We start from the raw sequence: 18,331 nt of genomic DNA on the forward strand, positions 1-18,331 counted from the left end.
ATTATTCGAAACCCTTTGCATCTCAAGTCATGCCATGAGGGCATGAAGACCAATTGTTTGCTTTGGCATGCTTTCTAATTTTATTAATCATTGGCATTGCGATTTTTTTACCTTCCCTATATGCAGGACCGGTTCCCTTAGGGTCTCCATGGTCATTTTTTATAAGGCTAATAAATTGATCTGTCCAAGCAATTTCTGCTTCAAAAACTGCCTCATCAAACCTTTTATCCAATCTTAACATCACTTCAGCAATCTGTTCACTGAATGCCATGCTACTTTTTTGAAATGCCAAATCAGTTATTGACTTTTCTAAAGGTTTAATTACAAGTGGTGAAATTAAAGCACTTCGTATTTTAGAGGCATGAAATCTTTCATGGGCTAAAACCACATCTTCCATAAACCAATCTACCTTTGAAAGTGCCATACTATTTAAATCCTTAATTTGAGCACAATAATTTTCTTCTGTTGTGTTTCCTCCAGGCCCTGTGACTTCCTTCATTCCCGGAAGCAACCGTGTTTGAACCGAATAATGACCTGTTAATCCGATAATTATCGGGTGCCACATTAGCCCGTCATCTACCAATTTTAATCTAACCTCAATATTTTCAGGAAATACTCTCCCCATATCTACGGGGCTTAATGAGGTAGAGGGAATTGCTCCTGCTTGTGCAATTACATTGTTTAAGTTGATTTTTGTATCAATGGTAATCGGTAATTCAGGCACTGCTACTTCCACTCCTCTATCAAGCCTATCAAGGTATCTAATTGTATTTCTTCCAACAATTCCATCCACTGTTAAACCCATATCTGCTTGAAAAGCTTTTACAGCTCTGCTTGTTTCCCCACCAAAAGAGCCATCTGCACCAAATGTAGGTAAACGATAATCTAAGCCAATTAAGGCATGTTGCAATAACATCACTGCAGTACCGCTAGAGCCTATTTTCAAAACTGCATTATTATCAAAAATATCTTCAAGCATTTCATTCGCAGAAAATCTACTTGTGGGATGAAAATCGTGTCCATCATTTAATTTTGATTGTATTGCCTTCTTTACTTTACCTTTCTGCTGTATGGTATGCGTAAGCTCATGGGCCAATAAATGTTTTCCTGCCTTGGTATCCGGACGGTATTGACCCTGACCGAAAAACAGATCAAATCCATGGGTAAAGGCTTTTGCTTGGATCTTTTCACACATCATTTGAGCTTTTTTCCTGTGTGAATTCTAACTTTGCTGAAATCTGAATCAAAACTATTCTCCATCTTTTGTTTGATATCGGGAGCCATGCCCATGCCTTTACCTTTTTCTTGGTATAGTGTGCTTTCTATGCTATCCGCCTGACTTTGTCTCGTATTAATCACCTTCGATTCTTCTTCCTTTGCTTGAATGCCTTCTTCATCGTTTTTTGCTTGTAAAGCACCTTCTTCTTCTTCTGTTTTGGACTGGACCGCTGCTTCCTCTTCCGACATTTGTTGGACAGCCTCTTCTTCTTCACTCGAAGCACTTACTTGTTCTTCTTCTGCTACTTTTTGCAAACCCTCCTCCTCTTTGGTTTTGGATTGAACAGCTTCTTCCTCTTCAACCTTTTGCACCGAATCTTCTTCCGAGACTTCTTGTTTTTTTATTTCTTCCTCGGTATTTTCCTTCTTGTTTACCTTATTCTCATCCTCACCCTTTTTCTGTACCGCTTCCGCTGATTCTTTTTCTTCAGTTGCGCTTTGTAAAATGGGATCAAAAAAATGTTCATTGGCTACATTTGGAATTAATGCCTCCTTTCTATCCCCTTGTCGACGAAAAAAACCATTGCCTTCTTTGCTTTGAAATGTGGGATTTATCAAACCTACCGATGACTTTCTAAAACCATGTCTTTTCATAAGAATGTTGTTACCAGTCTACAAACAAATGTCTATGTTGCCAAGGAAGTTTTACCAAAGAAATATTCCAAGGAATACTGTCCAGCAAAATATCTTGTACTTTTCTTTCCACAAATAAGCGATTTGATTGTTCTTCAATCACCAGTTTACCATCCCTTTTAATGAATTCATTTCGAATGGTATCTATACCTGTATTCCCTAACCTTTTCCAGTTTTCTTTCAAGGCCAAAATTAGTTTTTCGGTTTTTTCTTTAATCTCATTGGAGATTTTTACCTCCCTAGCTACAGTTATCTCCGGGCTTAAACCTATCAGGTATTTTTCAAATACTAATTCAAAATCAAATGCTCTTTCCTCTTTTGTAGATAGAAAATGCAACGTGTGGACTGCCAAATCTTTATCAACTATATTGGCATTCTCATCCATCAATTGGCAATCAATAAAAAATGCCTTTAAAAAGGGATGCAGTAAAATAAGACCTGCATTGCTTATATAGTAGGCATCTATAGAATCCTCGGGTGTAACCTCCCTCTCTTTTTTCATAGCCGGTAACTCACCGGTGAAAACATTGTTTCCTTCTAAAAATTCGTACACCACAGGTGTTACTTTTTCTACCTTTAATATCATCAAATTTTATGACTTCTCTGAAGATTTTCTCTACTATTTCCCTCTTTGACGTAATGACTTTAGAATAATAAACTTGAAATACAATATATTCTCTTTCATTCAATATTTTTTTCAAACTTAATCCTAGGATCAACCTAAAGAAACTAATCTTTAGTTCATTATCCAATCTTTCTAAAATTTGACCATATTGTGATTTATCTATTAAAGCATTTTTCTCTATTAACATCCAAATCAGTTGACTGATATCCTCGTTTGAATATTGGCTAAGTACTCTTTCAAAAAGGAAGAATGTTGGAACCTTTTAAGCAACCCTTCCTTATCTAAAGGGTTATTTAATAAGGTGCTGATTCTTTTCCAAGTGAAATTTTCTTTTGCTTGGTTTACACTATACCACCAAGGAAGACTTCCATATTCCAAAAAGTAGATCCACGATTTCAACGTGTTTTCAGCTGAATTAAAAGTCAGGTTTCCTTCACGACTAACTTTTGACAAAGATTCCTCCACCCAACTTTGTTGCATGGGATCACCATCCTGTTTACCTTTGAAATCATTTTGGGCATTGGTGGAGATTGATTCTGATATTGCTTTTTTAAATTGATTTATAAATGCCTGTTGAACAAATTTGAGATCTGAAAAATCCTCTTCCATAAGATCCAATGAGATACTAATATTTGGAATTTGAATGGAAGCGTAATGCAATTCCTTTTCCAGTTCATCAAGGTATTTTTCGACAGAGGGAATTATATATTCCGTTATAAAAGCGTCAATATTTTTTTCTATGGACTTGGCATTCTCCACAGATTTGGAATATATATCGACAGAAATTTTTTCTATAAAATGATCGCCGATTTCCTTCATGAATTTTTTTATTTCAATTATTTTATTATATTTCTAATCGCTAAGTCGCAAGACAAAGTTGATTTTACTGGCAATAAGTATGGAATAGGAAGCAGTCGATTAAGTCAAAATGTTTAGAAGTTTGCGTTCGTTACGTGTTGTTTACATCACTTTTGAGTCGCTTATACTACTAGATTAGAGATTAAAGTTTGTGGAATAGGAAAGAAGCCCATAAAGGACCAATCATCATCCGGAATTTGTATGATTGGTCCTTTTTCATGTCCTATAGTTTAAGCTTAATAACTGTGTCTATGTTTCGTGGCTGATTTCTTACAGCTGGAACCTCAATGTAAACATCTACCAACTCCGTAAAAGGACTAAGTGTTGTTACCATTCTCTCCCTATCTATCTCCCTATCCAAAACCACGACAAGCGATGCTTTTGTAGCCTGGTCTTTTTGTGAAGACTACTCCTCAAATTTAAAAACCTAAAAATTGTATCATTGGTGTTGGTAGAATCTTTGTATTCATTAATCATTTCTATACTGGCCCAACTTCCATTTACCCAATCACCTGTTAAATAAAGATCGTGAGGTATTTGAGACCCTTCTAGACTTCGCTGTACTCGAGCGATAATTCTCGAAACTGAACTGGGAAGATCTTCTATACTTTGCGGAATCCTTGGTTTATTTTCTCCAGTAAACCTCGAATCCGTCATCAAATCATCTATCAATTCATACCAAAGTTTCCATTTGCCGGTATAAGCTCCATAATCATCATCTTTTTCTATGGGAGCAAATTCGTTTTGCAGTTGTACATAAGTACTTTCTCTGTATTTTTTAACTCTTCACAGCGGATTGAATCAATTCTATAGGTCTTATCCGATTTCTCCATACCTTCCTGAGTGTAGGTATAGGAAGGAGAGTTTATACTTAAAGTATTGTCAGAAAAACTAATCTTGAATTCGTCATCATAAGGACGAGTAATAACCAATCGCTTTAAAGACTCATCAAAATCAAACACCAAACCTTTGGGAAACCTTTCATTCAAGGCTTCAGTGATGGCATGCATTCTTCTTTTATGGATTTCTTCAAATGGAATTTCAAGAGTTACCGCACCTGTAATTAGTGGATTTTCATTAATACTATAGCTGTTAACAACCAAACGATAATTTCTAGGTTGGATACCCGATCTTCTAACTGAGCCTTTTATGCTCCTAGATAAGTTGTTGAGATATTTTAAAGAACTGATCCAAGGATAACTACAAGCTGCTACTTTAATGTGACTGGACCCAATCAGCCCGCTTTCATCCACTATTCGATAAGGCAATGAAAGGTCAGCAAATACTTTGTTCTCTTGACTCAGCAAGATATAGGTACCGGCTTTCGGAACACCTCCAGTGGAAGTACAAGCAGGGTGATCTTTAAAAAGCTTTTTAAGCTCATTCTGATTTACTGATAGATCAAAATGATAGACTTTGAATTCCAACCCAAACTGACTTACCATTGATTGAATGGCTTGAAAGGTATCTTCCCCTTCCATGCCCAAATGCCCACCTATCAAATAACTATCGACCCCATCATATTCTAGCAGCAATGGGTTATTTCCCATCCCGTAATAAAAACTAATAACTTCCGCTGCTAAGCCCCAATTTTGTATTAAAACCTCGTTGTTAACATAGTAGAATGGTATGGAAGGAAAAATATCATTGTGCTTCCGCTTTCCATTCGGTATAATCCTCAAACCTTGGTCTACTTTAATTTCAAAAGATCTTAATAAAGCAATCAATTTTTTAATTAAAGAATTGATGCCTTTTTTCCCCTTTTCAAAGCTGCCCAATGCAGGTGATCTATAAAAATTATGGCGAAATCCTGAACCATCCAATTTCCCTAGAAGTAGGTGCTTTGGAAATGGCGTTATTTTTGGATTAGGAAAATAATCAAACTTTTTTATTGCTATTATTAGCTCATTGTAGGTGTTTACAAGGTCTTTGGCCAACTGATATCGGTATTGAAAGAAGTTGTAATCCTCTGAAGGATTTTTAAAAATTTCTATAACATGTTCATTATATATTTCAATTAAGTTTATTGTATCCTCATCTTGTTCCAGGATTGAGCCAAAACCTTCAATAATAAGATGTAGTCCTTTACCCAAATCCTCCAAAGTATTGCCATTTTCTAAAGCCGCGCTGTATAGTTTGTCAATTTGTGATAAACTTGTTGTATTTTGGCCATTGTGAACCACCTTCATGAATTGGATTGGAGACAATTCTCCAATAAGCTGCTGAATCCCCAAACTTTTAGATAAAATCTCATCTTGGTTTACCAAACCTTGGATCCTTTCATTTTCTAACATTAAAAAACGTAATTTGGAAACCTGTTCTATTCCTTGATTATCACAATTGATATCGCCGCAAATATCTTCACTTTTGGGGTAGCTCTCCAGGTAAACCAAAAAATTCATGTTCTCCCAATTTTCCTGTTCAGCCAATGGTAGGGCATCATTATCTTCTTCATTGCAAAATTCCCAGATAGGTATTTGTTCCTCATCCTCATAGAAATAAGGAGAATATTTTGCTTTTTCGTCAGAAAACACCCTAAAATGGGTAAATGACAATTCCTCTATAGAGATAATATTCTCTTTAGGCTGCTCTTCTGACAGTTGCTTGTGAAGTACGATCAAATCACCATCTGTGGTTATCCCTACTCCTTGGTGGACCACAAATTGGTCCCCTGTTTCAGTAGCCCGCTTGGCTATAGTCAAACCATGAATGATGCCCACCCCGGTAAGGGCCACCCGAGACAACCTATTTTGGTCTTCAAAATAAGCAATGGTCTCATTTAGCTGGGTATGTGTAAGCACCTGATCAGGCTTATAATTTCTGTATTGGTAGGTTACGGAACTTAGTTTATTTGACATGGCCTACGGGATTAAATGGTTCCTAAATTAGATCTTCCTAAAATTATGGTATCCCTCATTGCATTACTTTCGTCTTCATCCTCACAGTTATACAGTGTACCAGTTGGATATATAGAATGCAATTCAGATAATATTTTTATAAATTCTTCGTGGTATTGGAAATCTCCAGCTGAAAGACCGGAAAGAAAATTGGCATATGCTTGCTCGAAAGGGCTCATTTGATCTTCCTGCCCTAAGTCCCCGATGTTGGCCCTTCCTATCCAGCAAATTTTGGCTAAAATATGGGCAGGCAATTCTTCCCTGATTAAATTTTCAAGAAAATCCCTAAAATCCCTATCTGCGAACCTAAAGGAATTGCCCGGAAGCACAATAGTGAGTCTATAAGAATAAGGGTCCAAGCAATTTCCTTCTCCACAATCGTCTTTGCAAAAAGGAAGAAAGTGCAGGTTTTCAGGGTTTTTCTCATTGAAATCGGGTCTTAACAAAATATTCTCGACTACAAACATTCCTTCATCATCCATGTGCTCAGTCATAAATGTTTTAAAGTTCACCAGTGCATTCTTGAAATTAGGAAAGGTAAAGAATTTCTGTTGACTTGCAATTATATAGTCCGGACTATCCAAATCATCAATTTCGGGATCAGTTATACCAAATGAAAATCTTCCTGAAGCTGTAATATTCACTTGAAAACAAGCGAAATAAAAACCTTCATCAGGTATATCTTCAAATTGACCAAGCGCTGTGACAATCATTTCGAGAGAAACAGCATTAACTTGTTGAATCACAAGGTAGATATCTTTGTGAGCAGCAGTTCTACCCTTGTATGATTTGTTGGAATTTAAAAGGACATTATTATCAATATCAAAAATTCTCCATTTAAAAACTGACTCTCCTTCTGAGTTAGTTGTAGGGAAAATCTCAACAAAAGACTTGGAAAGGTTTTTTCTCAAATAATTCTTTATCCCTACCAATAAAGCTACCCTTTTTTCAAAGCCTGAAACATTAGTAGTATTCCACAAATTTTTTGGTGATTGCCTATAATAGTTCATGGCTGTGGCACGCTCAGCACTAATGTTTCCGTACTCTTTTAAGAAATAGGATTTTGTTTCCAACACTTGTTCATCCACACCAGAGCCATAAATTTTTTTCATTAGAAAGGCATAGTCTGAAAATTTTTCTCCAAATCGCGCCAAAAGGTGGTCTTTAAGTTGTTGGCTTCTTTTATTACGTTCATCAAAGGGAGCCATAAGGTCTTCATACAAGTTTCCTGCATCATAAAACTCACCTAAAAACTCTTGATGATCTCCTATGTCGGCTACTTTACCAGTAAAATAAGTTCTCTCCTGGCTGTCAAAAACAGATAAAAGATTTTTGACTTGGCCTAAATGCTTAAAATAGCTTACCAAAATCTGATCGAAAAAGTTAAGTAAGCCTTCAATTGATTGGCTTTCTCTTGGCGTCCAATACCTTTGGCACTCTCGGGAATTCCTAAAGGGCCTACACCATATACTTCAGGGAAATCATTCCTTATACTGGTATAATTTTCAAGTGAGTAATCATAAGGTTCAGGTAATGAAAAACCTTTCTCCTTGGTCTCATATTGTTCTTCCCTATTTTGATTAACAATGTCTTTTTTGTAACTCGATACAGTTCCCTGGTTAACATTAAGAGGTAGCAATCCTTTATAAAAATTAAACTTACTTTTATTACATAGCACCGGTTTTTTACCTTCCTGGATCTCAATTACCCAGCCATTGAAAGAATGAGATTCGTCACAATGGTTGATGCTTAAATCCCTTATGGATTCCACGCCATCAATATCCATAATCAATTGAATAATATCAGATTGGCTGATTGTATTTCTAAGTTTAGCAGCCCGCATTTCTTTCGGATCTAAATAGCCGTGTTTTAAATAAGGCCCCTCCAATATTTCATCAGCAGAATACCCCTTATCCAGCATATTTTCAAAAGAGTAAAAATGTAGATTCGGCGAAAAGTATTGCTCTATTTTCCATTCAATTGTTGCAGCAATCAACTCTTCATTTGCATCAAGACTCAAATCAATTATGGCGCAAACCTGAATTGGATGAGCTTCTACAGGAACCACTTCTACCAAGTCTTCGCATAAATTTCTATTCTGATGATATGACCGAATCACCCCTTTCTAATTTGTTCAAATGGAATTTCGTCTGAGGCATCAACCAATATTTTATGGAGACCTTTTAACTCAAATGACTTTTTATCCCGCTCCGGAATCCCCTGCCATATTGCAGGTTCATAAGCCATCTTTAGGTTTTTGCAATCCATAAAAACTTCTTTCTCATAAGGCTCAAGCCAAATATTTTTGACACCTTCTATGTCCATAAATAGCATACGGTAATCCAATTCAGTCAAGGACTTGCATGGCATAACATCTGAGGCCAAATGAAAATGTTTATTAAGATAATTGGATTTATCATTTCCAAGCAATAAATCTTCTACAGGCAGGGTAAGCCTATAACCAAGGTCTGTAATTGCATAGGCTAAAATTTCTAAAATAGTAATACCTGGATCGTGAGTATTGTAATCCGTCCAAAGTTTATTTCCTAATCGCTGAATAACCTTTATCCCCTCTTCTTTGAGAAAATGAAAGTCCAGGTCATCTTTCGAATGAACATCTTTGGAAATGGGACGATATGTGTTTTGATCCATCATTTGTCAATCACTAATAGGGGCATAAACTGAAATATCATGAGACTTTGCTGCCACCAATACATGCATGGGGCTACTTGGTAGAATGTTTTTGCCCATCTCTACATTGTTTCTAAATATTCTTGGTTCTTGAATAAAGTCAACATAACTCAACTTCTCAATAAAGTAAACCAAGCTACTTTTATTGAAATGACTGTTGAAATCTATAGCGAGCTTCTCTCCACTTGTCCATGGTGAAAGGTAATTTATGATATCCTTCTCTAACTGATTCATAAAGAAAGCCTTATCTAACCCCGGGTAAAAGGTTACTTGAAGCCTAACCCTTACCTCTTCATAAAGTGGATTAACCACTTTAATTGCAAGTCTTGGTGCAGCTTTCTCCGCTAAAAAACTTGCTATCTCATTGAGTTTGGCTGAGCTAAAAGTAGGTTGAAAGATATCATAAACATTTTTATTGATGGTGTCAGGGATTACCAAAACCATCAAATGACCGGGGGATAAAAAAGAACTTGAACAGGTATGGTTAAGACATTTGACTTTATATACTTGAGGGAAGGTTTGTAATACAAGATGCTCTATATCCCACAACGAAACTGCTCTGTTTTTGTGCCGTAACCTTTCGCTCACTCTGATATAAAATTGATTATCTTGTTCAGCTGCTTTTCCTCCAAAAGAATTGTAAGGTTGGCTTACACCTTTAACTCCTGCTTTTCTTGTTATCATTTTATTGATGCTTTGGGCAGGCAAGCCTTCCTTTAAATGACTCAATTCATTTTCATTGTCGACCAAAACTACCTCAATGGCTTGGGCATAAACCCCCATTACACGACTGGTAGCATTGAATACTTTTGTTGAGCTTACCTTAATCCAAACCAATGCCTTATCCATTCTCTCGTGCGAGGAAAATGATTCTTCAGGTAAAGAGAAAGTGATGATTCCTGATTTGAGCAAGTTATCTGTCTGGTCTGAAATAATATGTTCCCTTTTTAGCTCCAGCCAATAATTACCGGCTAACACCGACCATTTTAACCCCTCTTCTTCACCTCCCATATTTTGAGAGGGGTTTTCACTACCTTCTAGCACCTGAATCAACAACGAAAGCTGTTCGAATGGAACTAGGCCTGAAATTCCAATAAACATTTCACCGGCTGATTGTGAGACAGGAAAAGCATACAATTCATTGTCAGGTGTGTGCGTCAAAGCTGTTTTACTATTTTTATTTTCTTCGTACCAACCAAAATCATCCCTAACAAATAATTGTAAATCTAATTCATTGGAGCTGTTAAAGTTAAATTGTTCATCAGTCTCGTACGTTACCAACATATTTTCCAATAGAGGAATATAAGGTTCATTGGGGATTGGGGTCTCAGGTTGATCACTGGACATAGCCAAGGCATAAATCCTAGGATACATTTCAGAGAGAAAAGATTGCAATAAGGTTATTTTAATTCCTTCCTTAAGCTCTAGATGAGAGCTTCCTCCTTCGGGTAATATATCAAAACTGGTTTTGAACCCATCTCCATCCTCTTCAAATAAAACCTCTTCCGCCAACTTGGCCTTCCACCCTTGGTATTCCTTTAATGAAAGGCTGGCTTTGAAGTGATTATTGCTTTTGACAATTAGGTTATCCGGATCAGGATTGACAATGATTTTACTTTCAAGTAAGGGGGCTCTAAAACCTGTAGGTTGTAGTAAAAAGGATTTGATTGGTTGATCCAAACTTGCATTGGCCACAAAATGTTGTGAAAAATAATTGTCTTTACTAAGGTATTGGTTGCCCATGTCTCTATAGCTATAATACCATTCTTTGAAGTCTTCAGGAGTATTTGCCCATTTCCCACTAAGGGTCACCTTTTTAGGATTTTTCTTTTCCCATTCCGGATACTTGACATAGAAACTGCTTCCTTTTTTAGGAATACTTCCAAAGGGTTGAAAAGGTTTTTCAGGGTTTAAGACTCCTAAATCTGACTCTATTATTGGTGTATTAATATTACTGTAACTAGTGTGAATACTAAGGTTTTGAAGCGGTGTCTCTCCAATTCCCTTTATCCATTGAAAGGCTTTGGTAGAATTGCATAATATATCAAACCATATCAATGGGGCACCTTTCCCTTTAATATTGCCATGAATCTTCTCTTCTTGATTTACTATAGCAGGTTGGGACTTACCCACAAAAAAGACAATTTTCAGTTGCTTTCCCGATATACTAGATTTAAAGTTGTCTTTTTCCGGATGAGCACTTGGAGAAAGGGAAACCCAACCTTTCTCCCCAGTATAATCTACGGAGAAAAGCTGATGAATATCAGAAGCGGTACCTGAAAATGGTAAGTTTTTTTAAACGTAAACAAAAAACTTAAATACTTATCTGAGTCAGCCGAAGCCCACAATGATGCCAAAGAAATCCCAAATCCGAATGAAGCATCTTGTAATTCAGGATAATTAGCATTTGCTAGAGGGTGTCCAAAAGGCCACCAACCATGATTTTCATCTATAAATCTTTCCCCTCTTCCATCAAGAGAATTGGCAATCTGGCTCACCTTTATTTTCTTCCGGTTGAAGTCAATGTATCGATTTTTTAATTGACTAACTTGAGCAAGGTTGGGGATAAAGTCATATTCTAAGCTATAGGTTCGTTTTTTTCCATTGGCATCTACCCCCGTCAAATGTGGTCCCTTTAGTCAAAATTGGTTTTGTCCCCTTGCCACTTTCTATGACAAGAAAGGCGGAATCAGGTACTGCCGCTAATTTTGAGAAGCGCAAAATCTTCTTATAATAAAAGTCTAAGTGTCTTTTTGTAAGATTATTCAGGCTATGACTAGAATTTTCTAAAAGCTTCAGAAAAGCTACTAGCAAGGTCAACTGAGGCTTTAAGCTTCCCTGTTGTTCAAAAAATTCCAGTTTATCATGAATCGATTGCAATAATTTTGCATAGGCAAAAGTTCCTTTCTCGGGCAAATTTCCTTCTTCCAATAAATCATTAAAAAAAAGCTGCCAATTGTCTATGGTAACCTTTGAAGTGTCTGCCGGAAAAAGGGAATGAATCTAGCAAAATTATTGGCAAAGAGCAGCCAGTCACCCAGCTCCAAATCCATTAACTTTAATGTTGATGGATCAAGTGCAGGATTGATTCTCATTGCTTGGGAGGTGCCTTTCCTCCACAAAACTTTTAATATGTTTAGATTATCCGGCTGCATATATACTAAATTGATGTTCCTTCATTCAAGTAGTAAGGATAGACCATATTCATTCTTGAATTGGTACTTCTAACCAAATAATTTAACTTTATCAACACTTTTCCAGAAACCATTTCTTCTTCAAGGATTTCAATCTTTTCTACTTCTATTCTTGGTTCATGATATAAAATAGCTGTCCGAATCAGCTCGGATATATAGGTTATGGTAGTACGGTTTAAGTTTTCAAACTGCAACTCATCTAGCTGACAACCATATTTAGGTTGCATTACCCTTTCTCCCAATCTGGTCGACAACAGGATCCATAAACTTTCCTGGATATCTATAAGCCCAGAACTCATCTTTACTGAAGCTGAATCTTTATCAAAAGTTGGTGGAAAACTCCAACCTTTCCCTAAGAAATCTAAATCATCTTCCATAACTTTATTCTTTATCAACCAATAAGTACTGTAGGCAAACCTGCCACAATAGACCCGCCGTGGGTGGTGCTATCTCCCATTCTAGCTGCTGGCATTCCGCCGATTAATACAGTGGACGATCCTGCTACAATGGTATCCGGAGGACCGGTACAAGTTGCCATATCTCCAACCCTGGCGGCTGGCATTCCACCAATCAAAACGGTAGCTTCTCCGGGAGGTAAGATTGGCCCTCCCACATGTGGTACGCCTCCCGGACTTACCATCGGACAAACATGCATATCTGTAATTCTTGCTGCCGGCATTCCCATACTATTGTTAGTTAATTTGTATCAATGATCCTTTAATAGTGGTGGTACCACTACTTGACAATGTAGCAGCAGCACTTGCTTCAGCTTTTAATTCAGCTTGAGATTTAATATTTATATTAACTCCTTCAATATTGATATCACCTGTACTTTTGATGGTCATATCCGACCCGCTTTCCATCACAATCCCCTCTCCATTCATGGTAATGGAATTACCATGATCATCCGTAATGTTTATGGAATCTCCATCTTCGTCCATCACAATTTTCTTTCCTGCAGGAGTCTCCATCTCCAACTTTTTCAAATCATCGTCAAACATTACCTTTATGCCTGATCGAGAAACATAACCTTTTTGATGATTGTCATCAGAAAGCTCCAAATGACTAGGGTGGCTACTACTGTGCAACATCCCCAAAACCACCCCTTGATTGGGATCTTCATTGATAAAGCCTATGATTACCTCGTCTCCGATTTCAGGTCGAAATGCAAAGCCACGTTCCTTCCCTGCATCTAGGGAACTTAATCTGCACCATACCCCCTGCTCATCTGCATTGATCACAGGAAACTTTACCATGATCCTATCCTCCCCATCAGGGTCACCTTCCAACTGTGAAACTAGACCTACTTGCAAACCTTTTACTGCTGCCAGTAACCCTGAAGCAGGTTGGGAGTCAATGGAAAATTGCTCAGTAAACCATTCCGGATCCATCCCAAATTGCACATCCATGGTCCAATTGCCTTCGGCAATCTGATGCCTCACACCTGAAACAAAAGTATTACCTGAAAATCGATTCCCAACCCCGGACAGGGACAGACATTGGCCTGGAACAGGTTCTGAATTTCCTTGAATTTTCACCCTCCCTCTGGTTTTGGCAAGCTGCTGAAACATCCATTTGCTATCTGCCCAATCTTGTAATAGAGCATCGGCTATTTTTCCTCCATTTTTGAGGTCAACGGGGTCTAGTGCCATCATGCCTGCCAACTCATCCGGAGAAAGGTTTCCATTGAGATTAAAGCCTGGTTTATTGGCTTCAACTTTTATCATTTCTTGATCAGTAGGATTCCAACCAAAAGATGTAACTCCTGGAACTTGATTCCTTCCATCCATTTCGGCATCAAACTCCATAATATCCACTCCGTACTGTACAGTCCTGATGCTACTCTGTTCAGGATCAGGTTTGGTTACATGAATTTTTCCATTCTCTACATTTACCACCATGCCATTGGCTTGTGCTCTGGCAACAAGAAAATCCCAATCAGAACACTGATATTGTATTACCTCAGGATGAGTATAATTGCTGGTAGAGACTGATGCTTCAAGACCATTTCTGCTTATTAATTCCTCTATTAAATCACTGTCTTTTAAATCATAGAAGTAACCGGATTTTCGATTACTTGCCATCTTAAAAGCCTTATCCTTACAGTCAACTACCAAAACTGCTCCCCTATCCCTAATCTTAATTTTGTGATTCAATATTGTTCCTTTAAAAATCGTTACCATTTCAGCATTGTATCCTGCTAATATCTCAATTTCGCTGCCGGGAAGTAAGGTGGCCTCATTGCTAAGTGGAAAATTACCTGAAGAAGGATCTCCATCCAACATCACTATTTTCGCATACGGAATTCTATTAAATTCTCTATGAACTAGCACATTAATTATTTGAACTGTATCAGGCAATTCACTCCCTGAAACCTTAACAGTAACCGTAACTATATCTCCAATATCTATCATTTGTATCTTTTAATTTGAGGGAGAACCCTGCTTTTCAATGGGCGGAAAATAAATGGCTTGTCCGGGCTTCAAATCTCTGAAATTAACCATATTATTAACCCTAGCCACTTCTAAATAATATTTAGGATCCCCATAAATTTTTTGCGTCATCAAAGGCAAATTATCTCCTGCCTTGACTATTCTATAATGGGTTAAATCCGGGGAACTTCTGTTTTCCTTTGCCACCCTTAAATCATCCTCAACAAAACCTTTAAACTTTGCCTTGGCTACCGCCCTCAGTGGAGTGCCATCAGGCCTAAAAAGTTTGAACTCCACTGTCATTTCCACTAAACTGCCTTTAAATAAAAGACTACCCCAAGAAATCATTACATAATTCGGCTTATGTTCCTCACCATTGTAGTTAAGAACCACCTTTTTAAAATGTTCGATATCATCGATTATCCCATCTTCAGCTTTCTCCTTTCCTTTGACTATTCCTGTTCTGTCAAAAAGAAATTCTAAATCGAGTTCCTCAGGAAGCTTTTTATTAAATTTGATGGGAGCAGCACTGGTGCCTGGTGCTTGATCCTCATTTTGCTCAATTTTATATTGATAGGCATATTTTTCCGGATTAAGCAAAGTGGAAAACTCTCCATCAGCTACTTTTTCACTGAATTCAGGATCGCTATAAGCGATCAACTTAAGTTTTTCTAATTTCCCTTCACTCATAATATTTACCTTTCTTTATTGGATTTAAGGATTTCCATCACCTGTTCAACGCATTCTGCCACAACCTTTTCTTTGTCCACACCTTCACTTTTTTTGCTTTCCCTGCTTCTTCCACATGGAATTTGATATGCATCTCTTTGATATTGATTGCCATTAGTTGATTCTTGTAAAATATTGGTAAGAAAATTCCATGCTTTCTATGGCCATTTTGCTCTCCATCGAATTGAAGGGCTCAATGGCTAATTTTACCGGAAATGCATTGACTACATTCCACGTAATCAAAGGTTCATGTTTCTCATTTAACAAATCTATGGTGATGGTCTTCAACTCAAAATTGAAATTCTCCATAGATTCCTTGAACCAGTCGGTTAAGCCGGTAGAACCGGCTAAGCCTTTTTAAAATCAAGTTGGAGTATTTGGTTTTTACAGGTAGTTTATGCTTGAACCTATTTTCTCCACCTTCTGCATATTCCTCAGTATCCATACTTACATCCAAGCCTGACACAGATTGAAAATAGCTGTCTTCTGTATCCTCCAATCCTGCAATAGAGACTTTAAAATGAAAGCTAACATACGGATAGTTATCAGCCATTGTTAATCATTTTGTATGCTTAAGCCTTCATGCACCAACTCCATGGTCTGGATAGCCACTTCATTGCCATCTGCTTTCAAATCGGTAGATTGGATCTTGGTTGGCCAAGCATTTTTAACCTTCCATGTGACGACCGGTTCATGCTCTTCGTTTAATAACTTAATGGTGATGTCTCTACGCTCTATTTGATTCAAACTAACCGTATTCCACCACTCATAAAACTCATTATCCCCGGCGAAAGTCCCGCTTTTCAGAGTAATATTGCTGTACTTCTGAAGTCCGGGCATTTTTATCTTACTGTATTCAGGGCTAGCACCATGCCTGTATTCTATTACTTCCGTTTCCACATCAAGACCAGAAACTTCTGTAAAACCTATTATTGTTCCTCCCCAATCAACGGAGAAATGAAACTTAGATAATGGATAACTCATGATATTATTACATTTAAAAGGTTAAAACAATTAATTAGGATTCCTGCATTTTATGTGAAAATTTCAAAATGATAAATTCTGCAGGACGAACAACAGCCATGCCTATCTCAACAATCATTTTTCCTTCCAGAACATCCATTGCTGTCATGGTTTGTCCCAATCCTACTCGGACATAAAAAGCCTGTTCAGGTTTGGCCCCGGCTAAGGCCCCTGCCCTCCATTGAAGAATTAGGAAGTTCTCAATCATGGCTCGAACTTTAACCCACGTATTGGCATCGTTGGGATCAAACACGAACTGTTGGGTAGCATTTTTTACCGATTCTTCAACCATATTGAAAAATCTGGTCACTGAAACAAAACGCCATTCATTGTCATTTCCGGCAAGAGTTCTGGCTCCCCAAACTAAGGTTCCTTTACCCGTAAAGGATCGAATGGCATTTATTGACTTACCGGCAATGGTATCCACATTCAACCTATCCTGCATATCATTGGTGATTTTAACAGTTGGTTTGACCACATAATTTAACGAGATATTGGCAGGAGCTTTCCATACGCCAATATTGCTATCTACCTTGGCATAGACCCCAGCTATAAGGGAGGATGGGGGTAAGATCACTTTAACTTTATTAATTTCTGCCTTAATCTTATTGTATGTAGCACTGTCAATGGCTTCCACCTCACTAAGTGCTAGTCCATTCAGTGCACCGTCTGATTCCATATCCAATTCTTCGATATCTAACATTGCATCCAAAATAGCAGGATCAATTAAATCCAAAACAGACTGGAGCAATACACTTACATCTGTACCGTTTAGCGCTGTGCTTGCATCCCCTGAAGCCTGCTTTACAGCTGTTCCATCAATATCTTGATTTAATACATCCAGGTGCCCTTGTAGTGAGGCAATAAAAGCTGGGACATCTCCCCCTTCTTCAAGTTCGGCGTTTAGAGCATCGGCTGCTTCCGTAGCCGTATTGGCAAGAGATTCATCTTGCTCCTGTGCCATGGCTGCCACATTATTGGTATCTTCTACAATTTCAGCCATAAGGCCTACAAATTCATTCAATGCCTCCACTATTGCATTCAATGGGTCAACAACCGTACTTTTATTGGTCACTGCTTCTTCATCTGTACCTCCTTGGATCCCCGAATCAGCAGCAGTTAATCCTGATACCTCTGTAGGTAAGTCTGTCATGATACCTTCTGCTTCCACCAAAATATCATCCACTTCTTCCAAGATATCGGAAACAGGAGAGGCGTCTGTGATAAGGTGTGAAACCTCGGTTTGTTCCGGATCATAACTGTAATTTAAGATGGTCTCCAAATAAGGGAAATATACAGCACCATATTTTTTTCTTCAATATCTGAAGTTATTAACTCCCTGATTCCTGACTCTAAGGATATCTCTGTTTCCATATTATTGGTGTAAGTATCGATGATAGTAAACCTGTCTCTCATCTTCCTACACAAAGCCATGGCATTGTTATAGATCGCATAAAATTCTGCAGCCTCAGGTAGAGAAGTGGCATCAGGAAACAAAATTAATGTTGGTTCATCCTCCTTTTCCAACTCCTGCAAACCTGTATTCAAAGCAGCCATGGTTACAGGTGTCGCCAGTTCGGCATCATCATAAACCCCAACTGAAATCACATAGCAAGGGCCACCACCATTAGCAAAATATGCCTGCATTGCATAATACATCAGAAAAGGAGATTTGTCTTCCGGGTCTGGAGCCTCAACCAAAATTGATTTCTCTCCTGCTTCTTCAGTTACTTGAACCTTTAAACCGGTCTCCGGCTCCGGTCCACCAAAAAATGTTTCATATTCCAACAATGAAACAATGCGTTTGGGCTCCAAAAACAATGTCTCGCTAGTATCTGCCTCCTTTTCTCTAGCTTTTTCTGTATAGCCTATGAAAGCCGGAATTGCGGTTTCTACTTGGGCTACGGATGGGGGAAATTTCGATATTTCCTCAATGTATACACCTGGGGTTCTATAATTTGCTGCCATGGT

General features: G+C 37.9%; 21 protein-coding genes and 1 pseudogene. All 22 read right to left on the reverse strand.

All coding sequences use genetic code 11. The features are described from left to right. Positions 1 to 22: 22 nt before the first annotated feature. The 22 genes and pseudogenes from WG932_RS08130 to WG932_RS08235 all read right to left on the reverse strand — a co-directional run bounded on the left by WG932_RS08130 (position 23) and on the right by WG932_RS08235 (position 18,328). Positions 23 to 979: a peptidoglycan-binding domain-containing protein gene (locus WG932_RS08130; protein WP_483088600.1), complete on the reverse strand. Its 957-nt coding sequence runs from the start codon at positions 977 to 979 to the stop codon at positions 23 to 25. Between the two features lie 135 nt (positions 980 to 1,114). Then, positions 1,115 to 1,872 (reverse strand): annotated as a pseudogene (locus WG932_RS08135) (eCIS core domain-containing protein); the annotation flags it as partial. A gap of 10 nt (positions 1,873 to 1,882) precedes the next feature. Next, positions 1,883 to 2,497: a contractile injection system tape measure protein gene (locus tag WG932_RS08140; protein ID WP_483088601.1), complete on the reverse strand. Its 615-nt coding sequence runs from the start codon at positions 2,495 to 2,497 to the stop codon at positions 1,883 to 1,885. A gap of 231 nt (positions 2,498 to 2,728) precedes the next feature. Then, the gene (locus WG932_RS08145; RefSeq protein WP_483087597.1) at positions 2,729 to 3,355 is read right to left on the reverse strand and encodes a contractile injection system tape measure protein; all 627 of its coding nucleotides are present in this window, start codon (positions 3,353 to 3,355) and stop codon (positions 2,729 to 2,731) included. Positions 3,356 to 3,739: 384 nt separating this feature from the next. Further along, positions 3,740 to 4,066 carry a hypothetical protein gene (locus WG932_RS08150; protein ID WP_483087598.1) on the reverse strand — a complete coding sequence of 109 codons (327 nt, stop codon included), beginning with the start codon at positions 4,064 to 4,066 and terminating at the stop codon, positions 3,740 to 3,742. A gap of 53 nt (positions 4,067 to 4,119) precedes the next feature. Then, positions 4,120 to 6,252: a hypothetical protein gene (locus WG932_RS08155; RefSeq protein ID WP_483087599.1), complete on the reverse strand. Its 2,133-nt coding sequence runs from the start codon at positions 6,250 to 6,252 to the stop codon at positions 4,120 to 4,122. 11 nt (positions 6,253 to 6,263) lie between these two features. Further along, a complete protein-coding gene (locus WG932_RS08160) occupies positions 6,264 to 7,658 on the reverse strand; it encodes a hypothetical protein (protein ID WP_483087600.1) in 1,395 nt (464 codons plus the stop codon). Continuing rightward, a complete protein-coding gene (locus WG932_RS08165; protein WP_483087601.1) occupies positions 7,652 to 8,410 on the reverse strand; it encodes a hypothetical protein in 759 nt (252 codons plus the stop codon). Before WG932_RS08165 ends, WG932_RS08160 begins: the two co-directional genes overlap by 7 nt. Then, entirely contained in the window at positions 8,407 to 8,946 is a 540-nt protein-coding gene (locus WG932_RS08170; protein ID WP_483087602.1) for a hypothetical protein, read from the reverse strand. The genes WG932_RS08165 and WG932_RS08170 overlap by 4 nt, the downstream gene beginning before the upstream one ends. 3 nt (positions 8,947 to 8,949) lie before the next feature. After that, positions 8,950 to 11,115, reverse strand: a complete 2,166-nt coding sequence (locus WG932_RS08175; RefSeq protein ID WP_483087603.1) for a hypothetical protein — start codon at positions 11,113 to 11,115, stop codon at positions 8,950 to 8,952. Between the two features lie 107 nt (positions 11,116 to 11,222). Beyond that, positions 11,223 to 11,606: a hypothetical protein gene (locus tag WG932_RS08180; RefSeq protein WP_483087604.1), complete on the reverse strand. Its 384-nt coding sequence runs from the start codon at positions 11,604 to 11,606 to the stop codon at positions 11,223 to 11,225. Next, on the reverse strand, positions 11,566 to 11,913 hold the full coding sequence (locus WG932_RS08185; RefSeq protein WP_483087605.1) for a hypothetical protein: 348 nt from the start codon (positions 11,911 to 11,913) through the stop codon (positions 11,566 to 11,568). Before WG932_RS08185 ends, WG932_RS08180 begins: the two co-directional genes overlap by 41 nt. Before the next feature lie 229 nt (positions 11,914 to 12,142). Continuing rightward, entirely contained in the window at positions 12,143 to 12,553 is a 411-nt protein-coding gene (locus WG932_RS08190) for a GPW/gp25 family protein (protein ID WP_014022727.1), read from the reverse strand. 14 nt (positions 12,554 to 12,567) lie between these two features. Then, positions 12,568 to 12,861, reverse strand: a complete 294-nt coding sequence (locus tag WG932_RS08195; protein WP_014022728.1) for a PAAR domain-containing protein — start codon at positions 12,859 to 12,861, stop codon at positions 12,568 to 12,570. A gap of 7 nt (positions 12,862 to 12,868) precedes the next feature. Then, complete coding sequence (gene vgrG / locus WG932_RS08200; protein WP_483087606.1) at positions 12,869 to 14,590, reverse strand: type VI secretion system tip protein VgrG; 1,722 nt, start codon at positions 14,588 to 14,590, stop codon at positions 12,869 to 12,871. 9 nt (positions 14,591 to 14,599) lie between these two features. Then, positions 14,600 to 15,298 carry a CIS tube protein gene (locus tag WG932_RS08205; protein ID WP_149392833.1) on the reverse strand — a complete coding sequence of 233 codons (699 nt, stop codon included), beginning with the start codon at positions 15,296 to 15,298 and terminating at the stop codon, positions 14,600 to 14,602. Between the two features lie 5 nt (positions 15,299 to 15,303). Beyond that, on the reverse strand, positions 15,304 to 15,360 hold the full coding sequence (locus tag WG932_RS08210; protein ID WP_483088602.1) for a hypothetical protein: 57 nt from the start codon (positions 15,358 to 15,360) through the stop codon (positions 15,304 to 15,306). Positions 15,361 to 15,451: 91 nt separating this feature from the next. Continuing rightward, positions 15,452 to 15,646 carry a phage tail protein gene (locus WG932_RS08215; protein ID WP_483087607.1) on the reverse strand — a complete coding sequence of 65 codons (195 nt, stop codon included), beginning with the start codon at positions 15,644 to 15,646 and terminating at the stop codon, positions 15,452 to 15,454. After that, positions 15,627 to 15,890, reverse strand: coding sequence for a phage tail protein (locus WG932_RS08220; protein WP_483087608.1), 264 nt, complete (start codon positions 15,888 to 15,890; stop codon positions 15,627 to 15,629). The genes WG932_RS08215 and WG932_RS08220 overlap by 20 nt, the downstream gene beginning before the upstream one ends. 2 nt (positions 15,891 to 15,892) lie before the next feature. Further along, on the reverse strand, positions 15,893 to 16,321 hold the full coding sequence (locus tag WG932_RS08225; RefSeq protein WP_014022733.1) for a phage tail protein: 429 nt from the start codon (positions 16,319 to 16,321) through the stop codon (positions 15,893 to 15,895). A 34-nt stretch (positions 16,322 to 16,355) separates the two neighbouring features. After that, the gene (locus tag WG932_RS08230; protein WP_483087609.1) at positions 16,356 to 17,642 is read right to left on the reverse strand and encodes a phage tail sheath family protein; all 1,287 of its coding nucleotides are present in this window, start codon (positions 17,640 to 17,642) and stop codon (positions 16,356 to 16,358) included. Then, a complete protein-coding gene (locus tag WG932_RS08235; protein ID WP_483087610.1) occupies positions 17,627 to 18,328 on the reverse strand; it encodes a hypothetical protein in 702 nt (233 codons plus the stop codon). Before WG932_RS08235 ends, WG932_RS08230 begins: the two co-directional genes overlap by 16 nt. Between the last annotated feature and the right edge of the window lie 3 nt (positions 18,329 to 18,331).

It is taken from the genome of Cyclobacterium sp. SOCE241 (assembly GCF_056867545.1).